18 protein-coding genes are annotated in these 19899 nt (G+C 35.8%); 16 read left to right on the forward strand and 2 right to left on the reverse strand.

The window, feature by feature from the left end; genetic code table 11:
* The coding region (locus K0R93_RS03970; protein WP_300297904.1) for an ATP-binding cassette domain-containing protein at window positions 1-576 on the reverse strand (576 nt) is incomplete at its 3' end.
* A 252-nt stretch (window positions 577-828) separates the two neighbouring features.
* On the opposite strand from K0R93_RS03970, the gene K0R93_RS03975 reads away from it, so the two are divergent.
* The 15 genes from K0R93_RS03975 (at window position 829) to K0R93_RS04045 (ending at window position 17709) form a co-directional block, all read left to right on the forward strand.
* A complete protein-coding gene (locus K0R93_RS03975) occupies window positions 829-1263 on the forward strand; it encodes a MarR family winged helix-turn-helix transcriptional regulator (RefSeq protein WP_330685012.1) in 435 nt (144 codons plus the stop codon).
* A gap of 91 nt (window positions 1264-1354) precedes the next feature.
* Complete coding sequence (locus K0R93_RS03980; protein ID WP_300297906.1) at window positions 1355-2071, forward strand: DUF169 domain-containing protein; 717 nt, start codon at window positions 1355-1357, stop codon at window positions 2069-2071.
* 90 nt (window positions 2072-2161) lie between these two features.
* Window positions 2162-2524 (forward strand): VOC family protein, encoded by a 363-nt coding sequence (locus K0R93_RS03985; protein WP_300297908.1) that lies wholly within the window; start codon window positions 2162-2164, stop codon window positions 2522-2524.
* A gap of 477 nt (window positions 2525-3001) precedes the next feature.
* Window positions 3002-3820: a S1 family peptidase gene (locus K0R93_RS03990; protein ID WP_300297909.1), complete on the forward strand. Its 819-nt coding sequence runs from the start codon at window positions 3002-3004 to the stop codon at window positions 3818-3820.
* 65 nt (window positions 3821-3885) lie between these two features.
* Window positions 3886-5010 (forward strand): radical SAM protein, encoded by a 1125-nt coding sequence (locus tag K0R93_RS03995; protein ID WP_300297911.1) that lies wholly within the window; start codon window positions 3886-3888, stop codon window positions 5008-5010.
* 85 nt (window positions 5011-5095) lie between these two features.
* A complete protein-coding gene (locus tag K0R93_RS04000) occupies window positions 5096-5461 on the forward strand; it encodes a hypothetical protein (RefSeq protein ID WP_300297912.1) in 366 nt (121 codons plus the stop codon).
* 111 nt (window positions 5462-5572) lie between these two features.
* On the forward strand, window positions 5573-6175 hold the full coding sequence (locus K0R93_RS04005; protein ID WP_300297914.1) for a class I SAM-dependent methyltransferase: 603 nt from the start codon (window positions 5573-5575) through the stop codon (window positions 6173-6175).
* A gap of 288 nt (window positions 6176-6463) precedes the next feature.
* Window positions 6464-7210, forward strand: coding sequence for a nitroreductase family protein (locus K0R93_RS04010; RefSeq protein ID WP_300297915.1), 747 nt, complete (start codon window positions 6464-6466; stop codon window positions 7208-7210).
* 390 nt (window positions 7211-7600) lie between these two features.
* A complete protein-coding gene (ppsA, locus tag K0R93_RS04015) occupies window positions 7601-10213 on the forward strand; it encodes a phosphoenolpyruvate synthase (protein ID WP_300297917.1) in 2613 nt (870 codons plus the stop codon).
* Between the two features lie 384 nt (window positions 10214-10597).
* The gene (locus K0R93_RS04020) at window positions 10598-11227 is read left to right on the forward strand and encodes a Vat family streptogramin A O-acetyltransferase (protein ID WP_300297918.1); all 630 of its coding nucleotides are present in this window, start codon (window positions 10598-10600) and stop codon (window positions 11225-11227) included.
* 438 nt (window positions 11228-11665) lie between these two features.
* Window positions 11666-11788, forward strand: a complete 123-nt coding sequence (locus K0R93_RS04025; protein ID WP_300297920.1) for a hypothetical protein — start codon at window positions 11666-11668, stop codon at window positions 11786-11788.
* A gap of 387 nt (window positions 11789-12175) precedes the next feature.
* On the forward strand, window positions 12176-13030 hold the full coding sequence (locus tag K0R93_RS04030; RefSeq protein WP_300297922.1) for an AAA family ATPase: 855 nt from the start codon (window positions 12176-12178) through the stop codon (window positions 13028-13030).
* A gap of 137 nt (window positions 13031-13167) precedes the next feature.
* Window positions 13168-14070 (forward strand): DUF3221 domain-containing protein, encoded by a 903-nt coding sequence (locus K0R93_RS04035; protein WP_300297924.1) that lies wholly within the window; start codon window positions 13168-13170, stop codon window positions 14068-14070.
* Window positions 14071-14534: 464 nt separating this feature from the next.
* A complete protein-coding gene (locus tag K0R93_RS04040; protein WP_300297926.1) occupies window positions 14535-16136 on the forward strand; it encodes a CvpA family protein in 1602 nt (533 codons plus the stop codon).
* A 370-nt stretch (window positions 16137-16506) separates the two neighbouring features.
* Window positions 16507-17709: an MFS transporter gene (locus tag K0R93_RS04045; RefSeq protein ID WP_300297928.1), complete on the forward strand. Its 1203-nt coding sequence runs from the start codon at window positions 16507-16509 to the stop codon at window positions 17707-17709.
* Window positions 17710-17778: 69 nt separating this feature from the next.
* Here the strand turns inward: K0R93_RS04045 and K0R93_RS04050 are convergent, their stop codons facing one another.
* Window positions 17779-18228 (reverse strand): hypothetical protein, encoded by a 450-nt coding sequence (locus tag K0R93_RS04050; protein WP_300297930.1) that lies wholly within the window; start codon window positions 18226-18228, stop codon window positions 17779-17781.
* A gap of 349 nt (window positions 18229-18577) precedes the next feature.
* Between K0R93_RS04050 and K0R93_RS04055 the strand changes: the two genes are divergently transcribed.
* The gene (locus tag K0R93_RS04055; protein ID WP_300297932.1) at window positions 18578-19825 is read left to right on the forward strand and encodes a hypothetical protein; all 1248 of its coding nucleotides are present in this window, start codon (window positions 18578-18580) and stop codon (window positions 19823-19825) included.
* The last annotated feature ends 74 nt before the right edge of the window (window positions 19826-19899 follow it).

Here is a 19899-nt window from a genome sequence, read left to right on the forward strand (position 1 = left end):
GTTTTCAAAGTCTAAGAACACATCGGGTTCATCCATAATGATTAAATCTGGACTTTTAAGCATTTCCTTAATGACCTGAATAAGTTTAAATTCCCCACCACTAAGCTCAGTTACCATTTGGTTTTTCTGCTTGGTGAGGTTTGCTAGATATAGTTTCTTATCAATATTGCTTTCGAAATCATTTCCACCAATCGCATCAAATACATCTAAAGCTTGTTGGTACCTTTCTATCAAAGCATCAATATCCGAAGATGTTTCCATTTCAGCACAAATAGATGCTATCTCATTTTGTAGCTTAATAGATTCTTCTCCTATATATTCGAAAACTGTAGTTTCTTTTGTTTTGTCTAGTTGCGGGAACTGACTTACATATCCAATTCTACAATCTGGGTCAATCTTTAATATTCCATCGAACAAATATTTTTCTGGATCCATAATTATATCTACCAGTGTACTTTTTCCACTGCCACTTGATCCTATGAAAGCACAATGCTGTCCATCTTCTAGTGTAAATGAAATCTTATTATATAGATCCTTCTGGGGAAATGAGTAGGACAAATTATCAACTTTTATCATATTATTACCTCGCTATATCACTAAAATCACTAAAAAAGAGCCTATAAGAATAAGCTCTTTAATTTATAATATTCCCATGTAATCAATTATTATTTTGTAAAGACACTTGTTAGAGTTTATCATTGGTAGCATAACACTTTTTACGACTAAGTTCAATCTTATTTGATATTTTTCTGAAAATCAAATTGAGCCTATGTATTGACTGATTATTTTTAGAGGAGTATAATATGGTTGTCTTGACAACTAAAAGGGGTGATAGAAATAGAATTTAAATTAGATGATTCATTAGGATTTATTTTAAATAGAACGAATACAAAATTAAAAAATGAAATGTTTCAACGATTCAAAGAATATGACATTACGCCAGAACAATGGTCTGTACTTAACTGCCTATGGGTACAAGATGGTGCCACTCCAAAAGAGTTGGCAGATAACATCTATAAAGATAAACCAAATACTAACCGCATACTTGAGAAATTGCAAAAGAAAGTATTAATCATTCGAAAACCCCATCCTGTAGATAAAAGAGCTTTTCAAATCTTTTTGACTGATCGTGGCTGGGCATTGAGGGAGGAATTAATTCCTATAGTTATGAAATTACTAGAGGAAGCAACAATAGGAATAGAAAGAAATAAAGTCACAGAAATGAAAAAAATGTTAAATCAAATATTTGATAATCTTAAATAGTATTTTTATCATTGTGGTTGTTTTGACAACTAAATGATAAAATTGAAAGTTATATGATATGCCATATCGCAATAAGAAAAGGAGTGTTAATATGAAAAGTAGAATTGCTGATTCTATCAAGCTGAAAAGTCAGCCGGTTGCCGTATTTCGTTCAAACTCCAAACCCGAGAATGGCTTACACTTTCAAGAAGGAAAATGGGGTTGCGTTATTTCAATGTTAGATGCTGCAGCCAAAGGGCGCGTGGCAGTATTTGATGATAAGACCACCAATTGTCCGGGTGGTAAAGTGGGTCTTGGATTCAACCGCTTTCAATTAGGTTTTATCGAATACTTTTTATCTACTGGTGTTCCCTGCGGTAAGGAAGGAGAATTTTACAAGAAGAATCCTGAGTTAGCAGCGAAATTTGTATCTGAATTACCAGAAGTTACATCTCCAAGGTATATTATTTTTAAACCGCTATCGGAATTGACTGAAGATGAAATACCAGAAATCATCATCTTTCTAGCCAATGCAGACCAACTTTCTGCATTGATGTGGTTCGCCAATTATGACAAATCAACCCAAAACAACGTTAAGATAGATTTTGGTTCGGGTTGTCAGCAGTCTATACTATATGCTTTATCACAAGCTGAGGGGAAGGATCCGAAGTGTATTATCGGACTAACTGACCCTTCTGCAAGAAAGTTTATCAACAAAGATATCCTTTCATTCAGCATTCCCTATAAACGCTTTTTAGAGTTAGAAGAGCAAGTGGAAGAGAGTTTTTTAACTAAAGAAACATGGTTACAAATTGCTGAAAGGATTTAGTTAAAGAAATGAGTTCCTATTTTATCATGTGTTGGATATAAAATAAGTATTAAATCAATCAAGAAGAAGTGAATTAATAGGAGGGCTATGATGAAATTCTGTTGGAGTACGTTAAGCGTAAAGAATATGGAGGAATCACTGAAATTTTATGAAGAGATAGTAGGACTTAAAGTGGATAGAAGATTTATGGCTGGACCAGAAGTTGAAATTGTATTTTTAGGTGACGGAGAAACAAAGGTTGAATTAATATGTAATAAAAATGAAAAAGAAGTAAGCATCGGAAAAGATATTTCATGGGGTTTCGAAGTTAAATCTGTTGATGAGATGATTAGGAGAGTTAAAGAAAAAGGGATAGCCATCGAAGGCGGGCCTTTCCAACCCAATCCACATGTAAAGTTTTTCTATATATTGGATCCAAATGGATTAAAAGTTCAGTTTGTAGAAAATATGTAGGATATTTTAATAACTGTAAAATTCCTATGATAGTCATCTATGATAGGCATAAATACGGGCCCGGATAGGATTATTTACCTACCGGCTTTTATTGTTTCATAAATACCTTTCGACCCACTGTGTGACAGGGAATGGCGCTACTCTGTCGCTTTACTTTTTTTTATACGGATAGTATGGTATGATAAAAAATGTGTAATAAAAGATCAGCGAAAAGCTTGGTCCGAGAAATCTCATATATATCAGAAATCAGAAGGAAAAAATACGTGACAGAGGAGGGTTCTTTGTCACATTTATGTTTCTAAGATTATATATGCCAACTGCAATACACCACACATGAAGAGACAGTTTGTCTTTTTAAGCGAAAATAATCAGTGAAATCAAGGCTTTTGGCCTATAGTATTGTTGAATTTATTGTATGCTTTAAGGCTATGGAAGCTAAATGAATAAATTATTAGTATAATTAGGAAGTGAAGATAAATGAAAACAAGACAAAAAACAATATTTCTCAAAATAATGGTCTTTTTTATGCTTATCATTTCCTTTTTTCTTCCCTCAATTAAATCATTCATAAACCAAACGATGAATAGAGAATTCATGGAAAGGGTTGTCAAATATGCCCTTCCAGCAAATATAAAGATAGTTCAACTAAAATACAGGAACGAAGGAAACAGTAGTTCCACATCAGTATCAGCAGGTGCCAGTGGAGTAATTATCCGTAAGGAAAGTAATAAGTACTATGCGCTTACAGCCAAGCATGTGGTTACAGAAAATGATGATATTGATAAAACTCAAATTGTTGTTATGGGGTATGATGATCTAGACTTTAAAGATTATCTAAGCAGAGGAGGAGCATTTCAGGGAATAGTCAATTATTATCAGCAATTTCCAGAAGCTGTAATCGAATACTCAAATGATAAATATGATTTAGCCTTAATTAGTTTTATTGCTGATGAAGTCTATACAGTTCTACCGGTTGCAGATGAAATACCTGAGTATGGAGATATAGTTGCATCTATGAGTAATCCATACCGTAAAAGAAATATAGTTACAGCTGGAAAAATAAGCAGCAGAAAACCAAGACCCTTTGGTGATGAAGCAGGAAAAATGCAATATCCAATGATTAAGCATACAGCAATATTATCAGAGGGTAGCAGTGGCAGCGCTTTACTGAATGAAAATTTGGAAGTCGTTGGTATAAATTTAGGTGGAAATGAGAATGTATTTCGTAATTTCATTTCAGGAATGGCGATGCCAAGCGACCGAATCCGTGCTTTTTTAGAGGAATGGGAAAATTAAGATGCTAGTATTGCATGAAGATTTGAATTGAGTCTTATGAAGGATTAATTAGAGGAGGTTAGGTTATGAAAATTTCAAAGAAAGATGCATTGATATGGTTTGAATTGTTTTCTATCATGCCTGAGGAAGAGGAAATGAGTACAAAACATGAAGAAATCATTTACGCTACTTTTGCGCAAATAGAGGCAGCGATCGATCATAGAAATGATACGTTAATGTCGGAAATTAGCGGTTTGAAAACCTTGGAGAATAGAACTTTTTTCGTGGGAAATGAAAGCAAATTCCCAAATGGATGTCGTTCTTGTTTGTTGGGCACTGGGTTGAGTGCAATTAGGAAAACGAATAAATGTAACATAGAATGTAAGTTCTGTTATAATTATGGACAACTAGAAGATATTCCGCCAGTTGGTGAAGGTATGTGGGAAATTGGGGGCACTAAATTTTATGAGAAAGATATTGATTTACTTCTTTCCATCCACCAGAAACCCTCTGGCATTTCCTATGTTTATTTAGAGCCATTCATGGAAATTGAAAAATACTATTCGGTGATAAAGAAATTTAGTGATGCGGGGATTCACCAACATCTATATACAAATGGCATTTTAGCTACGGAAGAGACATTAAAAGCATTAGGTGAAGCCGGTCTTAACGAGATACGTTTCAACCTGGGTGCTGCTAAGTGTTCAGACAAAGTTATTAAAAATATTGGCATAGCGAAAAAATATATTAAAAATGTAGGTATTGAAACACCAATGACTCCTGAGTTTTTCGAAGCTTTTTTAAAGAAAAAGCAAGGGATCTTCGAGACAAAACTCGATTTTATCAATTGTGCAGAATTACATTTAAATGAGAATAACATAGACAATTATTATGGGGAAAACATGTATATTTCTAGACATGGCTATATATCTCCGATTTGGAGTAGGGAATTAACACTGAAATTCATGAAAATAGCTGTTGAAGAAAACTGGGATTTAGCAGTTCATGATTGTTCAAACTATACAAAATTTGCCAGAGGTTTAAATTTGAGCAGCAAAGCGGGGATGTGGTTCGGAGCTAGTAATTATGCTTGTGAGTTTTCTAGGATTCCATACGAAGTATTTTTACCAATTCTGCGTGATGACAATTTCAAATTTTTAAGTGAAGAAGAATTACCTGAAGACTACAAACCCGCAGAGATGAATTATTAATTACAGTGGGAATGAAATTAGGTTCTTAACGATTTTATCAAGTATCGAGCAAAATAATTCAGAGACAAGGAGAGGAGAGCCTAACATGGAAAACGTATCAAATGCAAATAAATTGGAATCAATAAAATCCTTCCAATCATCAATCAGTAAATCCGAAAATGCCTTGGCTCAGATGACTCATAAAGGTGCAAATACTACCTTGTTAGAGAAACGACTCAAGGCTCTTTATATTGGCTTAGCCATGTTAGAATACGTTTGGAATCAAAGACTCCACAATTATACCCGGGAAGAATTAGTTGAAGCTCGCCATGTTCTTACTGGTTTACTCCCATCCATTGAGGCTGTTTATGCTAAATCAAAGGCAGGAAGTCCTCAAAGAACGCTTTTAGAAAGAAGAATTAAAGCGTTGGAACTAGCTGTTCAAGCGATCGACGATATTTTCAATGAATAACGTATCTAAACAGATAGAGTATTTCAGAAACTCTCATAGGGTAACCTTATTATATTGATGTTGTAGTATGTATGTGGGTTTTTAAGATTAAGACAGATTGGAGAGATAATCATGGGAAATACCGATATCTTTGAAATGATGGCTAATAGATATGATACTATTGAAAGAATCCAAATTGCTAAGTTGACATCAGATGCCATTCGTGAATATTTAGTCGACGCAAATAATAAGAATGCTATTGATTTTGGGTGTGGAACTGGTCTTGTTGGATTGAACTTATTAAATGAGTTCAATTCTATGCTTTTTCTGGATACCTCGCAAAATATGATTGATAAAATAAAACAAAAAATTACCCACTTAAATATTCCAGATGTAGATACATTATGCTTTGATCTCGAAAAAGAAAGTCTATCGGATTTACATGCTGACTATATTTTTATGGCTCAGGTTTTACTCCACATTAATGATGTAGAGTTAGTTTTATCAAGGCTATATGATGTTCTAAGTACAGGAGGACATTTACTAATCGTAGATTTTAATAAAAATGAAGAAATCGTCTCAGAGATGGTTCATAACGGATTTGAACAAGAAAAGCTTATCGATCTCTTGAACAAAATAGGGTATAAAGAAATTCAATCCAAAACTTTTTATACTGGAAGTAAAATATTCATGGGTCATGACGCTTCTTTATTTATACTTGATTCTCAAAAATAAACTTCAAGACAGATACTTTTAGCGCTGTTGCTATAATTAAGGTGCCAACTACTGCAATTTCGTACAGATTTACAATATGCTAAGAAGAACATACCATCCGTGTTGAGGTAGTTGTGAGAAAAGAGAAAATGAAGTGTGTTTTTGTTCCCTCAAACAGATTAGTTTGGGGGAACTTTGTTTAAGGGCTCAAGCACTGGTCAATATTAAGATGATTTGCTGTAAATAAAAATTATGTTGATAATATTTTTATAATCTACTACCCTTTTAGTATAGCGTTAACAGGGGGAGATGATTTGTATATACAATTTATATGATATGTTTTTTAAACGCAAGTCGTTCAGACGTTTTGATGATACGCTGACGCTTTCTTTAGAGGAATTGCAAAATATTGAACAGCACCTTAATGAGGTTGTTCCATTATTGCATAATATAAAAATTGAGTATAGGCTTGTTAAACGTGAAGAAACAACATGTAAGCGTGGTGAATACTGTCTTTTGGTGTATAGTGAACAAAAAGAAAATTACCTAATAAATGTGGGATATATTCTGGAGCAACTGGATCTCTGGATGGCATTCCATAATATTGGTGCGTGCTGGTATGGCATGGGGAAACCTGATAAGTTAAAGTGTAATGAACTTGACTATGTGATTATGCTGGCTTTCGGGAAAAGTCTGCTGGAAGAATTTAGGAAAGACTACACAAAGGCAAAACGTAAGGATTTAGAGGCAATTTGGAGCGGTGAATACTTACCGAATGTCACAAATGTTGTCAGATTTGCTCCGAGTGCCTGCAATTCTCAGCCTTGGCGTGTAGTTCGCGAGAATAAATATATCCGAATTTTTCGCTCAACAGAAGTACGTTCGATTATACCTAAGGCAAAGCTTCCATTCTATAATTCCATTGATATGGGAGTATTCCTTTGTTTTATGGAAATTGCTTTGAGGCACAGTCAATATGAATTCAAGAGGATGCTCTATGAGAATCAAAAGTCCGATGCAGAGCAAATAAAAATTGCGGAATATACAATGTATTAAGCTTATGTACTTTGGTGTTATATGGTGAGAATCCTTTATTAGCTCTAGACGAAACCCTCAGAAATATTCGAGTGATGGATCGCATTTTAGCGCAGATATATCATTAAACCAGAAAAGATCATGATTATTTAAATAATCGTGATCTTTTCTTGAATGTTTCCTTCTTTGAAAATTAATGCTCTCTACTTTAATTATAACATGTAAAAAAATGTAAATCTAGACTATTTGTTTTCATTCACTATTGCTATAATGAAAAAGCCATTCATACGATTTGTTGGAGAGGTATATAGAATATTTCAAAAAGGTACATTATAGGTAGGCTAGTACAATATCCCAGTAAATCGCGTTAGCCCGAAGAATATCGATAAAATGATCACAGGAGGTAAACATATGAGTTCATATGTGATTGGTTTTCAGGATGTTGATAAAACAAAACTCATGATTGTTGGTGGGAAAGGCGCGAACCTGGGAGAACTTTCCAGGATTGAAGGAATACGCGTACCAGATGGCTTTTGTATTTCCACTGAAGTTTTTAAAAGAGTCATTGGGGAAACGTCGTCGCTTAACGAATTACTTGACCAGTTATCGATTCTAAAGGTGGAAGACCGGGATAAAATCAGTGAAATTAGCAGTAAAATTCGTAGGATTATCGAAGAGATAGCCATTCCTGAAGACATTCAAGAAGAGATCACTCTCATTATCTCCAGACTTGGAGAAGAAGATGCCTATGCAGTACGATCCAGTGCAACGGCAGAGGATTTACCGACGGCCTCCTTTGCAGGACAGCAGGATACGTATTTGAACATTATTGGAAAGAAGGCAATCCTAGAGCACATCAGTAAGTGTTGGGCATCGCTGTTTACCGAGAGGGCAGTAATTTACCGTCTTCAAAACGGCTTTGATCACCGTAAAGTCCACCTGTCTGTGGTTATTCAGAAGATGGTCTTCCCCCAGGCGTCAGGGATTTTGTTTACTGTCGATCCAGTCACTTCTAATAGGAAGGTGTTATCCATTGATGCCAGCTTTGGCCTTGGTGAGGCCTTGGTCTCCGGCCTGGTGAATGCGGATATCTATAAAGTGCGTAGTGGCAAGGTTATCGACAAGAAGATATCCACCAAGAAGCTAGGCTTATATGCCTTAAAAGAAGGCGGTACGAAAGAAAAGGAGATTGAGCCTGAGCAGCAGAATAGGCAAACGCTGACGGATGAGCAGATTTTGCAGCTTGCACACATGGGCAGAAAGATCGAAGAACACTTCGGCTGCCCCCAGGACATCGAATGGTGTTTGGCTGATGATATATTCTACATTGTCCAAAGTCGGCCAATTACAACTTTATACCCCATCCCTGAAGCGAATGATAAAGAAAACCATGTCTATCTATCTGTTGGCCATCAACAAATGATGACCGACCCCTTGAAACCATTGGGGATGTCATTCATGCAGTTAATATCTTTTGGTCGCTGGTTTAAAGCTGGTGGAAGGTTGTTTATTGATGTGGCACAAATGCTGGCTTCACCAGACGGCAGAAAAATGTTATTAAATAACATGAAACAACTCGAACCGCTCACACAAGACGCAATTATGACCATCATAGAGCGAGATTTTATAAAATGTTTACCAAATGATAAGAAAGAGCAGAGTTCCGGTAATAGCGATAAAGTTAAGCCGACTGCAGATCCTCAAGCACAAATCGAAAACAATCCGTCAATCGTTTCTGATTTGATTAGAAAAAGTCAAACCTCCATACAAGCGTTGAAACAAAACATCCAAGGGAAATCAGGAACAGATTTAATTGATTTTATACTAGAAGATATCCAGGAGTTAAAGAGGATCTTATTTGACCCACAAAGTACAGCTGTATTTACGGCTGCCATAAATGCTTCACTTTGGATCAATGAAAAAATGAACGAGTGGTTGGGTGAGAAGAACGCAGCAGACATACTTTCTCAATCTGTACCAAACAATATCACATCGGAAATGGGTCTGGCGTTAATGGATGTGGCAGATGTGATTCGTCCTTACCCAGAAGTCATTGATTATTTACAAAATGTAAAAGATGATAACTTTTTAGATGAACTGGTTAAGTTTGATGGTGGGCAGAAAATCCGAAATGCTATCTATGTTTATCTTAACAAATACGGAATGCGATGTAGCGGAGAAATCGATATTACCAGAACTCGTTGGAGCGAAAAACCAACGATACTTATCCCCATGATTCTCAATAACATCAAAAGCTTTGAGCCTAATGCCAGCCAGCGGAAATTTGAGCAAGGGCTACAGGAAGCTTTGAAAAAAGAACAAGAGTTATTAGATCGATTGAAGCAATTACCGGAGGGTGAACATAAAGCCAAAGAAACAAAACGAATGATCGACCGAATCCGAAATTTCATTGGCTATCGCGAATATCCCAAATACGGCATGGTTAGTCGCTACTTTGTTTATAAGCAGGCTTTACTGAAAGAAGCCGATCGACTCGTACAGACAAATGTTATTCATGAAAAAGAAGATATATATTACCTCACTTTTGAAGAACTTCAGGAAGTCATAGCCACAAATAAACTGGATTTTGATATCATCTGCAAGGGAAAAGAAGAGTACAAATTATTTGAAAAACTAACGCCTCCACGTGTGATCACCTCTGATGGTGAAATCATTGCAGGCGAGTACAAACGAGAAAATCTTCCAGCGGGCGCTATGGCAGGTCTGCCTGTTTCTTCAGGCGTTATAGAGGGAAGAGCACGCGTCATCTTAAACATGGAAGATGCTGATCTAGAAGATGGAGATATATTAGTCACTGCCTTTACGGACCCCAGCTGGACACCATTGTTTGTATCCATAAAAGGACTGGTCACCGAAGTTGGCGGACTGATGACCCATGGAGCAGTTATCGCACGGGAGTATGGCTTACCAGCAGTTGTCGGAGTGGAGAATGCTACCAAGCTGATCAAAGATGGGCAACGAATTCGTGTGCATGGCACAGAAGGGTATATAGAAATTTTATAATGGAGAAGATGTTGTCTTGCTCCTGGGGAGCTAAATAAAAGATGAAAGCTAGGAAGGCGGTCCAATCAGGGTCGCTTTTTCAGAAGGAAAAAAGTAATTACATGAGTCAATTTCAGTTTGTGTTTCAAAGATCATATACATGCTAACTGAAAAACACCATGCATGTGGAGATGGTTGTTGAGATCGTGAAGAGTAGATAATAAAGAATACACTACATTCCCTCAGACTGATCTGGTTTGAGTGAATTTTGTTTTATGGATATTTATGGTACAATTTGATCAGAGAAATTAAGTGAGGGGAAATGATTTATGAAATCCTTGATGGTTTCATTTAAAAGTATGAACTGATAAGAAATATTTTAAAAGCCGAAAGGAGTGAATATCCATGACAGGACCAGATAAGAAAAAACTATATCCAAATGAAAACATTAAAACGGTTTGCTATATAAGTAATTTGCCTAAACGGCCCAATGTAGAGATTGGAGAATATACTTATTATAGTGATAATAAAAAGTCTCCTGAGAAATTTTATGATCATATTGAGCATCATTATGAGTTTCTAGGAGATAAGCTAATAATAGGTAAATTTTGCGCAATTGCAGAGGGCGTTAAATTCATTATGAACGGAGCAAATCATAGGATGGAGGGCATAACAACCTATCCCTTTAATATTTTTGGCGGCGGTTGGGAAAAGGCTACGCCTACAGTAGAACAACTGCCATTTAAAGGGGATACTGTGATTGGCAACGATGTCTGGATAGGTCAAAATGTAACCATTATGCCGGGTGTTAAAATTGGTGACGGTGCGATTATTGCTGCTAACGCAACTGTAGTAAAAGATGTTGAACCATATGCAATATATGGCGGGAATCCAGCAAAACTTGTCAAGAAACGGTTTAACGATGAAAAAATTGAATTATTGTTAGAGCTTAAATGGTGGGATTGGGACGAAGAGAAGATATTTAATAATCTTGAAATGCTAACATCAAGGGATGGGTTAGATCATCTGCTATAACGTATAATCCTTGAATAAACTAAAAGTTGGCGAGAACTATATAGATCTCATTTATAGGAAACACCCTCTAAACCCAAAAGGGGACTATCGGGGGTAGGCTATCATTTTTTTGCGAAGTAGTATCATCTTTTTATAAAAACACATGTTGAGGTAGTTGCCTTGATAGAGAAAGAGTTGAGCAGTATGATGATTAGAAACATCTGATAAAATCGCTGTATTCACTCCAAATCTATCACTTGAAAGAAGGATAAACTTATATATGAAATAGAAATAATATAAGTGATTCAATAAAAAGTCATGAAACCCGGCACATGGGATATTAGTATTTCCTAGTAGGCATGTGCATGTTAACCGCAATATACCATGCATGTAGAGTTTGATGTTGACAAAGAGCGAAATAGATGAAAATTTAGAATAAATTTGAAAGGTAGGGATCGTATGTCATTTAAAAACCCGGATAAATTAAAGAAAGAGAAGAATAAAACTAAGAAATTTATTAAGAAAGCAAAGATTACCACAGAAAAAGTTGTGGCAAAGAAGAACAATGAAAAACAATCATAAAATGTCCCCGAAGCACCTTTAATTTAGCGTGCTATGTTTTATGCAAAAATTAAACAATTATGCTTAATGAATAGAAATCCTATATAATTCATAATTGAATAGATTTAAGATATTTCGATTGAAGCATGTTTTACGTTCCCCGGACTACTGTCTGAGGGAACTTTTTATTTGAAGTTGTTGTACTCTAAGAAAGAATTAAAGCAAATATGCAGAAGAAGAAGGAGTCGTATATATTGATATGGAAATACTTACAAGATAAATTTCCTGTAAAAAAGAGATAAATGTGAAATGAAATGCTGGATATAATTTTTTAAGTGTACAGAAAAATGTCCATATCGAATTTGATCTGAAGATTATTTATATAATGTTATGATAAGGGAGAATATAATGGTTTATTTAAATGTTTTTACATTCCCAAATGAGGACATGGAATTTGACTTTTTCATGAAGATAAAAAGAACGTGCTATGACTCGTTTTATCCATTTAAGATATTATCAAGAAATGGTTTTGAAAGAATTGATTTTGAGCCAGTTACGATTTTCTATGGAGGAAATGGTTCGGGAAAGTCAACGGCATTAAATGTGATCGCAGAAAAAATAGGAATCCATCGCGATTCGATCTATAATAAATCAAACTTCTATTCAGATTATGTAAATATGTGTGAGATGCAGTTTGAAGCTGAGATTCCTGAAAATAGCAGAATTATTACTAGTGATGATGTATTTGACTATATGTTGAATATCCGTAACCTCAATGAAGGCATTGATCAAAAACGGGAGGCTCTGTTTGAAGAATATCTGGATGTGAAATATTCTCACTTTCAGTTGAAATCTATAGCAGATTACGAGCAGCTTAAAAGAGTAAATACTGCTAGAAGTAAAACCCAGTCCCGTTTTGTGAGAAATGAATTGATGGATAATGTGCGAGAATATTCCAATGGAGAAAGTGCATTTCTGTATTTTACTGAAAAAATTGGTGAAAATGGATTGTATATATTGGATGAGCCTGAAAATAGTCTTTCTCCAAAACGGCAGATGGAATTAATGAAATTTATTGAGGATTCTGTCCGATTTTTTGGCTGTCAATTTATTATATCTACACATTCCCCATTTCTGCTTGCCATGGGTGGCGCGAAAATATATGATCTTGATGAAAATCCAGTTCATGTGAAACAGTGGACAGAATTGGAAAATGTCCGTACATATCATGAATTTTTCAAAAGATACGAAAATCAGTTTTGATGTGATGAAGCGTAAAAACCAAAAGTATCAAATGGATTAGATTAGAAAAATGTTATCAGATAGGGAACCGGTGCAAAAATTTCATCGTCTAACTACCATAATAGCTAATGAATTATTTTATTAGAGGAGGAAAAGACATGAAATCAAAATTTGCAAAGGCTGCATCAGTATGTGCAATAGTAGCCATTACAGGCCTATCTACAGTGGGTGCAACTACAGTATACAATAACGTAAGTGCTACCTTGAGGCCGGATATCACGGTGAAGTATAACAATGAAGCGATTGAGTTAAAGGACTCCAATGATGGGTTAATTACGCCAATAATCATAAATGGCAGAACCTACCTACCCATAAGAGCAATAGCAAATCTAACAGGATTAAATATTAATTGGGACAATGAAAGCCAAACAATACTTATTGATAATATAATTGAAGAAAAGGAAGAAATAGGCGTAAGGGGTGTAGTCAAAAATCTGGTTAAGGGTAAGGATGGTGTAACCTTCTTGGTTGAAGGAAAGTTGGAGGAGGACACTATGCTGGATATTGCTTATGTTACCGTCAATATGCAAACAAAAGTAATGAAGGATGGTGTGGAAATAACCAAGGACTTTGCCTATGGGGAAATTAAAGAAGGGGATATTTTAGAGGCAGTCTTTACGGGTCCTATTGCAAAATCCTATCCAGCTCAAGCTGTGGCAAAGAAGATCAATATATTATCCGCGAAAATAAATTCCCCTGTCATCAATGCAAAAGTAAAGGCTCCCGATGTTGTAGGTAAAATAATGGAGATTGAGGAAGGGGGAAAACGTATATTGGTAGATTCTAAGGACACTACCGTGAATGGTCTGATTTGGATAACCATAAATAATGAAACCAACTTCTTTGAAGACATCTCAGAGAATGTAGCCATTGGTTATAGAAATGTAAGTAGAAAATTTGAGGTAGGAAATCTTGTAGAGATAATAACAGACGGAGGGATTATGGAATCGTATCCTATGCAGGCAACCGCTGGTGCAGTGGCGGTAAATGAAAAAAGATAATCGGTTCTAGCAATAGCTGGTGGGATCGGTCCTTGTATATTGTTAGGCAAAGAGAAACGAAATGAGAATAATTTAATCTATATTATGAATTCCCTCAGCCCCCATAGGTCTGAGGGAATTTTATGAAATTTGAAGATTTAAAGATAAAAATCCTAGAGACGAAATCAAATGGGATAGATATCTTAGCTATTTTGATAAAAAGAATTCTGTATGTAAATGGAGGTATTAAGTTATAATGAATATGAACAGCTCTTATTGATGGATTGGATGTAGCGCAAATCATCAAGTTATCCGATGGCTAACAACTCTAAGACTCCAGTTTCTACAAAAGGGAGATAAGAGTTGTACAGCCCCTGGATAACTCGACTTGGCGTTCAGGTGAAGTTACAAACTCCATCTGAACTGAGTCTTAGTTGATTATGAGATTGTTGTAAATGCTTATGAGAAACGGGGAAGATCATAAAATGACAAGAGATATTAAGAAAGCCCTAGGGATGTTTGTTATAACAGTAATTTTGGGTGGCATAGTGTATTACTTTGCATTGCCTTCATTTAGCTTTGAGTCAGTGGGATTTTGGATTTATTTAATAATATTGCTCTCATTATTTGAAGTATCCCTAGTTATAGCCAGTGTAACGAAGGCCAATAAAAATGAACACAAAGCAGGGGTAGTCGCAAAGGCTGGGGGAATAGCCATAGCTTTATTTGTATTGACTTTTATTATCTCCAGTTTTGCAAGCGGCAGGTTATTTAACCCATCGGATTATGCTAATTTGATAAAGGAGGACATAAAAGAAGCAGACTTTTCAACTTATCAGGGAACATTGAACAATGTTCCATTGCTTGATAAAGGTTCAGCTGTCCAGATCAGTAACAGGAAACTGGGTAGTCTAGTAGATGTAGTGTCCCAGTTTGAATTAGGGGAAAATGAGCAGATAACCTTAAACGGAAAATCTGTACGTATATCGCCGCTATATTATGGAAGCTTCTTTAAATGGAATAACAACAAAAATGAAGGAACGCCGGGATATATCAAAATTGATATGATGACCCAGGAAGCAGAGCTGGTGAGACTGGAAAAAGGAATAAAATACAGCCCCAGTGAGTTCTTTGGAAGAGACTTGAAAAGGTATTTAAGAATGAAGTATCCTTTCGCTTTGTTTAGTTCATTTAATTTTGAAGCAGATGAGGACGGAGCGCCATTTTGGATAGTGCCCGTTGAAAAGCATACAATAGGCCTATTTGGCGGCGTTGATGTGGATTATGTTCTAGTAGTAGATGCTGTGACAGGTGACATAAAGAAATATTCTGTTGGAGAGTTACCTGAATGGGTAGATAACGTCTATAATTCGGATTTGATCACTTCACAATATGATGATTATGGAAGTCTGCAAAACGGTTACTGGAACTCTGTGTTTGGACAAAAAGGAGTGAAGGTAACCACTGAGGGTTATAACTATATTCCCCAAGGCAATGACAATTGGATATATACCGGTGTAACTTCTGTGGGTCGAGACGAAAGTAACATAGGTTTCATTCTCTCCAATAAGAGAACCAAGGAAACGATTTATTTTCCAGTTTCAGGAGCGGAAGAATATTCTTCTATGAGCAGTGCAGAAGGGGTGGTCCAGCATTTAGGTTATGAAGCAACATTTCCATTATTATTAAATGTGGAAGGACAGCCTACCTATATCATGGCATTAAAAGATGCCGGCGGTCTGGTTAAGATGTATGGTATGGTTAACGTTGAAAAATATCAGATTGTTGCAACCGGGGAAACTATCCAAGTTACCCAGCAGAAATATAGGGAGCTCTTAAAAAATAATCGTATGACAGTAACAGAAACCGAAACAGAGCACATTTCAGGTGTAATAGAGCACATCAAAACTGCTGCTATAGACGGAACTACCTATTACTATATAAAGCTGGTAGCTGATGACGCATATTATGTGCTAAGTGTGAAAGATAATCAGCTGATTGTTTTAAAAGAAGTTGGTGATGGAATCGCCTTAGATGCCGATAAGAAAAGTACTGGGAAAATCAGAAATGCATTATTGGCAGAATAAGTGAATGTAAAAATCTTTAACCCAAAAGTCATGGTAAACGTATTTGCCATGACTTTTGGGTTTATTAGCATCAAAGTCAATGCCCATAGTTTTAATACGCAATTGGTTGTTGAAACGGTTATATCCTATCAATACTGGGATAAAAGATTATCCTATATGTTTCACAATGTTAGTTTATTTTAGTGTGCATCTTTAGCATGGAGAAGAAGAAATTCAGCCAATAGATATGTTCCCTCCAACTAATGCTAATGAAACTCTACCAAAAGGTCAACCTATTATTCTTAGGACAGAAGGTTTCCTTGTAATTATTTTAGAATATGCTATACTTATTAGGATTATCAACTATATATAAGTAGGAGAATTAAAGAATATGAAAAATCAATCGTTTTACACACAGCTTAGCAAAGATCAAAAATACGTTTTAAATTGTTGCTTTTTCGTGTTTGCAGTCAATGGTTTATACGCTATGATTTTAGGGTCACTACTCCCTTTAATCAGTATGGAATATGGTTTAAGCAATACAGTAAGTGGAGGATTGATTTCTGCCCACCAAGTAGGTAACTTAATTTCTGGATTTATTGCAGGGGTGTTGCCTCTATATTTAGGCAGAAAAAAATCAATTATATTTTTATGTAGCTTTGTTGTCATGGGATTTTTGATCATGATTTTAACAGGTAATCCAGTCCTATTGATTTTAGGATTTTTATTTACAGGATTAAGTAGGGGGAGTATTTCTAATTTTAATAACACCATGGTAAATGAGGTGTCTAATAGTAGTCCAGCAGCCCTTAATGTTTTGCATAGTATTTTTGCGGTGGGTGCTTTAACCTCTCCATTTTTAGTTATTGTATCTACAAATATTTCAGGGGAACTGGGGTGGAAAATAGCTGCCAGCGTTATTATTGTTCTTGCTATTATTTCTATGCTTCTTTTTTCAAGGATGAAAATAGATAACACTGGGAAAAAGATAGAGAAAAAGAAAAAGTCTTATGAATTTTTGAAGAACAGGAGTTTTTGTATTAGTGCTGGGATTATGTTTTTTTATTTGTGTGCGGAAGCAACTATTAACGGATGGATGGTTAAATATTTCATTGACTCAAATATCATGACCATAGAATATGCTCAAATGCTTGCTTCCTTATTGTGGTTAGTTATTCTTGCTGGTAGATTAACCTGCGCATTTTGGGGAGATAAAGTATCAAAGAAAGTACTGCTGTTAACAACTAGCTGTGGAACTGCTGCTTTTTATCTATTGTTACTTTCTACACATAACTTAAAGATTATTACCATTGCTATAATGGGATTAGGATTTTCTATGGCAGGTATTTATCCTACAACAATTTCTACAGTTGGGGATATCATTAAGGAGTATCCTATGGCGATGGGTGTCTTGCTAATGTTAGGAGGAATTGGTGCTATTATCATGCCAATTATAACGGGTGCATTATCGGATGCTTTTGGTATTTTAGCTGGTATGGGTGCTATTGTAGGCGCTATTGTTTTAATGATCATATGTGTGGTTTTAAGCGTGACAAGGAAAAAAGAGCATGTCAACTGCTTTGAAAAATTATAGGTCAACTATGAAAAAGGAGCTTAAACCAGCGTTGATTTAAGCTCCTTTTCAATACGGCAAAACAATAATTTATGATTCATAATGATTGGATTTGTGAGTGGGTTTCTTTTTCCCTATTTTGATAAGGGCACTAAACCCGATGATACTGGCAAATAGAGAGATTCCTATGCCATATAAACCTAGGATTCCAATCATTGCCATAGTCTTGTCCTTTGCTAGAATACACACAGTGCCGACAATGCCTATAAGCAAGATTCCTATTAAGAAGAGCTTAGGATTTAAAAATTTTTCAACGGCATTGTACATCAGGATGAGAGCCACAATAAATAAAAGATCTATATTTAACAGTAGCTTGATGCCAGGTAAGAAAAAAATGAAGCGATTGGATATACCTAATGCATATTTACCATATTCCATGAGTCCAGCTATATTTAATAAAAAAAAAGCAGAGAGACCTGCAAAGCCCATATAATTTACAAAAACGTGGCTGTTTGTTGATAGCTGAAAAAGTTTTCTCATATGTATTTCCTCCTCAAGATCAAATAAGATTACGTCATATGGCATAATCCATATGCATTTGAATCATATATGAATGTTAATATATATTATCTTGTCCATAAAAATATGACAAGAAATAAAAGGCATGATAGAATTGCAGAAATGGTTATGTTTTCAACATGTTTTCGTATGCTAACTACAACACACCATGCACGTTGAGACGGTTTTGAGGATAGAGAGGAAAAAGGTTGGGACAAAGGGTTAGAAGATTTTATCACTATCATGATAATATTTTAAAGTAGTACATATGAATGGAATATGACATTGGTTGATTTTAAAATTATTTGAGGGGATTAAGGGGCAGGTAAAAATGAAAACTTTGTTTGATCTAAGAAAGAAACAAGATGGTGAAATGATCGAGGCCATCCAAAAGCTTTATGATGAACCTTTGAACGTTGTTAGATTAGGAGATCAATCCATAACTGCATGCATTGGCTGTTGGAACTGTTGGATTAAGACCCCTGGCAGATGTGTAATGAAGGATCGAATGGCTGAATTCTATCCTGACTATGTAAACAGTGATACTGTAATTTTGCTAATGAATACAGCCCAAGGCTTTATCAGCCATCAAGCCAAAGCTTTTTTGGACAGGACTATTCCCCACTACCATCCATATATAGAAATTGTAGATGGAGAATGTCATCATGTTGCTAGATATCAGTGCTATCCTGATATGGTATTTTACTATGATACTGAAGGTTTAACAAATCAAGAAGAACAGGTTATTGAGGACTATTTGTATCGTACTGCCTACCATTTTCAGTCTAAAGCTTACCGAATTGTAAAAGATGGCAGTCATCGATTGCACCCCTTGGAATCAAGGAAGGCTAAATGCAATGTTGTAACCTTTGCATCAATTGAACCCATGGAAACACTCGTGATTTACAACGGTTCTCCTAGAAGAAGAGGCAGCAATTCGACACTCATTCTGAAAAAAGCTGTTGAAGCCCTTTGCGATAGAGTTGAGATTCGTGATTTGAAGGAAGAAGATAAATGGGATGAGTGGGCAGAGAATTTCAAAAGCGACAAACATGTTATGTTCTTCATGCCCCTGTATGTCCATGCAATGCCTTCTCACGTCATGGGATTTATCGAGAAACTTCAAGCCTCCAAAGGGAGTATAAGCTTTTTTGTACAATCTGGCTTTCCTGAAAGTAGTCAATCTCACTATCTTGAGGCATACCTTGAACAACTGGCTCTCAGATTGGGAAGAACATATATTGGTACGGCCATTAAGGGCGGGGTGGAAGGTTTGCAGATGAGACCGGCTAAGGCTCAGGAAAAAATTATGGAACCATTGGTTAAGGCCATTGAGAGCTTAGTTTATGAAGGGAAATTCAACCCAACAAATATTTCCCAATTAGCCAGACCAATTCGATTGGGAACGGGCATGAAAATCCTCTTCAAGGTACTTACCAAGATTGGCCTAATAAACTTTTTCTGGAATCAACAACTTAAAGAAAATAATGCATATGAAAAACGTTTTGATCGCCCGTACGTATCTTTAACTTATGAAAACAATGATACGAGATCATTCCATTGCAATGTTAACCAGTGAATGTATTACTATTTCAGATCCTCTCAGTCAAGAACTTGCTAATCATACTTCTTTTCCTTTCTATAGTATCCTTT

It is taken from the genome of Anaerosolibacter sp. (assembly GCF_029240175.1).
Classification (GTDB): domain Bacteria; phylum Bacillota; class Clostridia; order Peptostreptococcales; family Thermotaleaceae; genus Anaerosolibacter.

What these genes read in the sequence shown, in the direction of transcription:
- K0R93_RS04005 (WP_300297914.1), top strand. Translation starts at nt 5,573, where the DNA reads ATGGGAAATACCGATATCTTTGAAATGATGGCTAATAGATATGATACT.
- K0R93_RS04010 (WP_300297915.1), top strand. Translation starts at nt 6,464, where the DNA reads ATGATTTGTATATACAATTTATATGATATGTTTTTTAAACGCAAGTCG.
- K0R93_RS04020 (WP_300297918.1), top strand. Translation starts at nt 10,598, where the DNA reads ATGACAGGACCAGATAAGAAAAAACTATATCCAAATGAAAACATTAAA.
- ppsA (WP_300297917.1), top strand. Translation starts at nt 7,601, where the DNA reads ATGAGTTCATATGTGATTGGTTTTCAGGATGTTGATAAAACAAAACTC.
- K0R93_RS04040 (WP_300297926.1), top strand. Translation starts at nt 14,535, where the DNA reads ATGACAAGAGATATTAAGAAAGCCCTAGGGATGTTTGTTATAACAGTA.
- K0R93_RS03980 (WP_300297906.1), top strand. Translation starts at nt 1,355, where the DNA reads ATGAAAAGTAGAATTGCTGATTCTATCAAGCTGAAAAGTCAGCCGGTT.
- K0R93_RS03995 (WP_300297911.1), top strand. Translation starts at nt 3,886, where the DNA reads ATGAAAATTTCAAAGAAAGATGCATTGATATGGTTTGAATTGTTTTCT.
- K0R93_RS04030 (WP_300297922.1), top strand. Translation starts at nt 12,176, where the DNA reads ATGGTTTATTTAAATGTTTTTACATTCCCAAATGAGGACATGGAATTT.
- K0R93_RS04045 (WP_300297928.1), top strand. Translation starts at nt 16,507, where the DNA reads ATGAAAAATCAATCGTTTTACACACAGCTTAGCAAAGATCAAAAATAC.
- K0R93_RS04050 (WP_300297930.1), bottom strand. Translation starts at nt 18,228, where the DNA reads ATGAGAAAACTTTTTCAGCTATCAACAAACAGCCACGTTTTTGTAAAT.
- K0R93_RS04055 (WP_300297932.1), top strand. Translation starts at nt 18,578, where the DNA reads ATGAAAACTTTGTTTGATCTAAGAAAGAAACAAGATGGTGAAATGATC.
- K0R93_RS03990 (WP_300297909.1), top strand. Translation starts at nt 3,002, where the DNA reads ATGAAAACAAGACAAAAAACAATATTTCTCAAAATAATGGTCTTTTTT.
- K0R93_RS04035 (WP_300297924.1), top strand. Translation starts at nt 13,168, where the DNA reads ATGAAATCAAAATTTGCAAAGGCTGCATCAGTATGTGCAATAGTAGCC.
- K0R93_RS03985 (WP_300297908.1), top strand. Translation starts at nt 2,162, where the DNA reads ATGAAATTCTGTTGGAGTACGTTAAGCGTAAAGAATATGGAGGAATCA.
- K0R93_RS04000 (WP_300297912.1), top strand. Translation starts at nt 5,096, where the DNA reads ATGGAAAACGTATCAAATGCAAATAAATTGGAATCAATAAAATCCTTC.
- K0R93_RS04025 (WP_300297920.1), top strand. Translation starts at nt 11,666, where the DNA reads ATGTCATTTAAAAACCCGGATAAATTAAAGAAAGAGAAGAATAAAACT.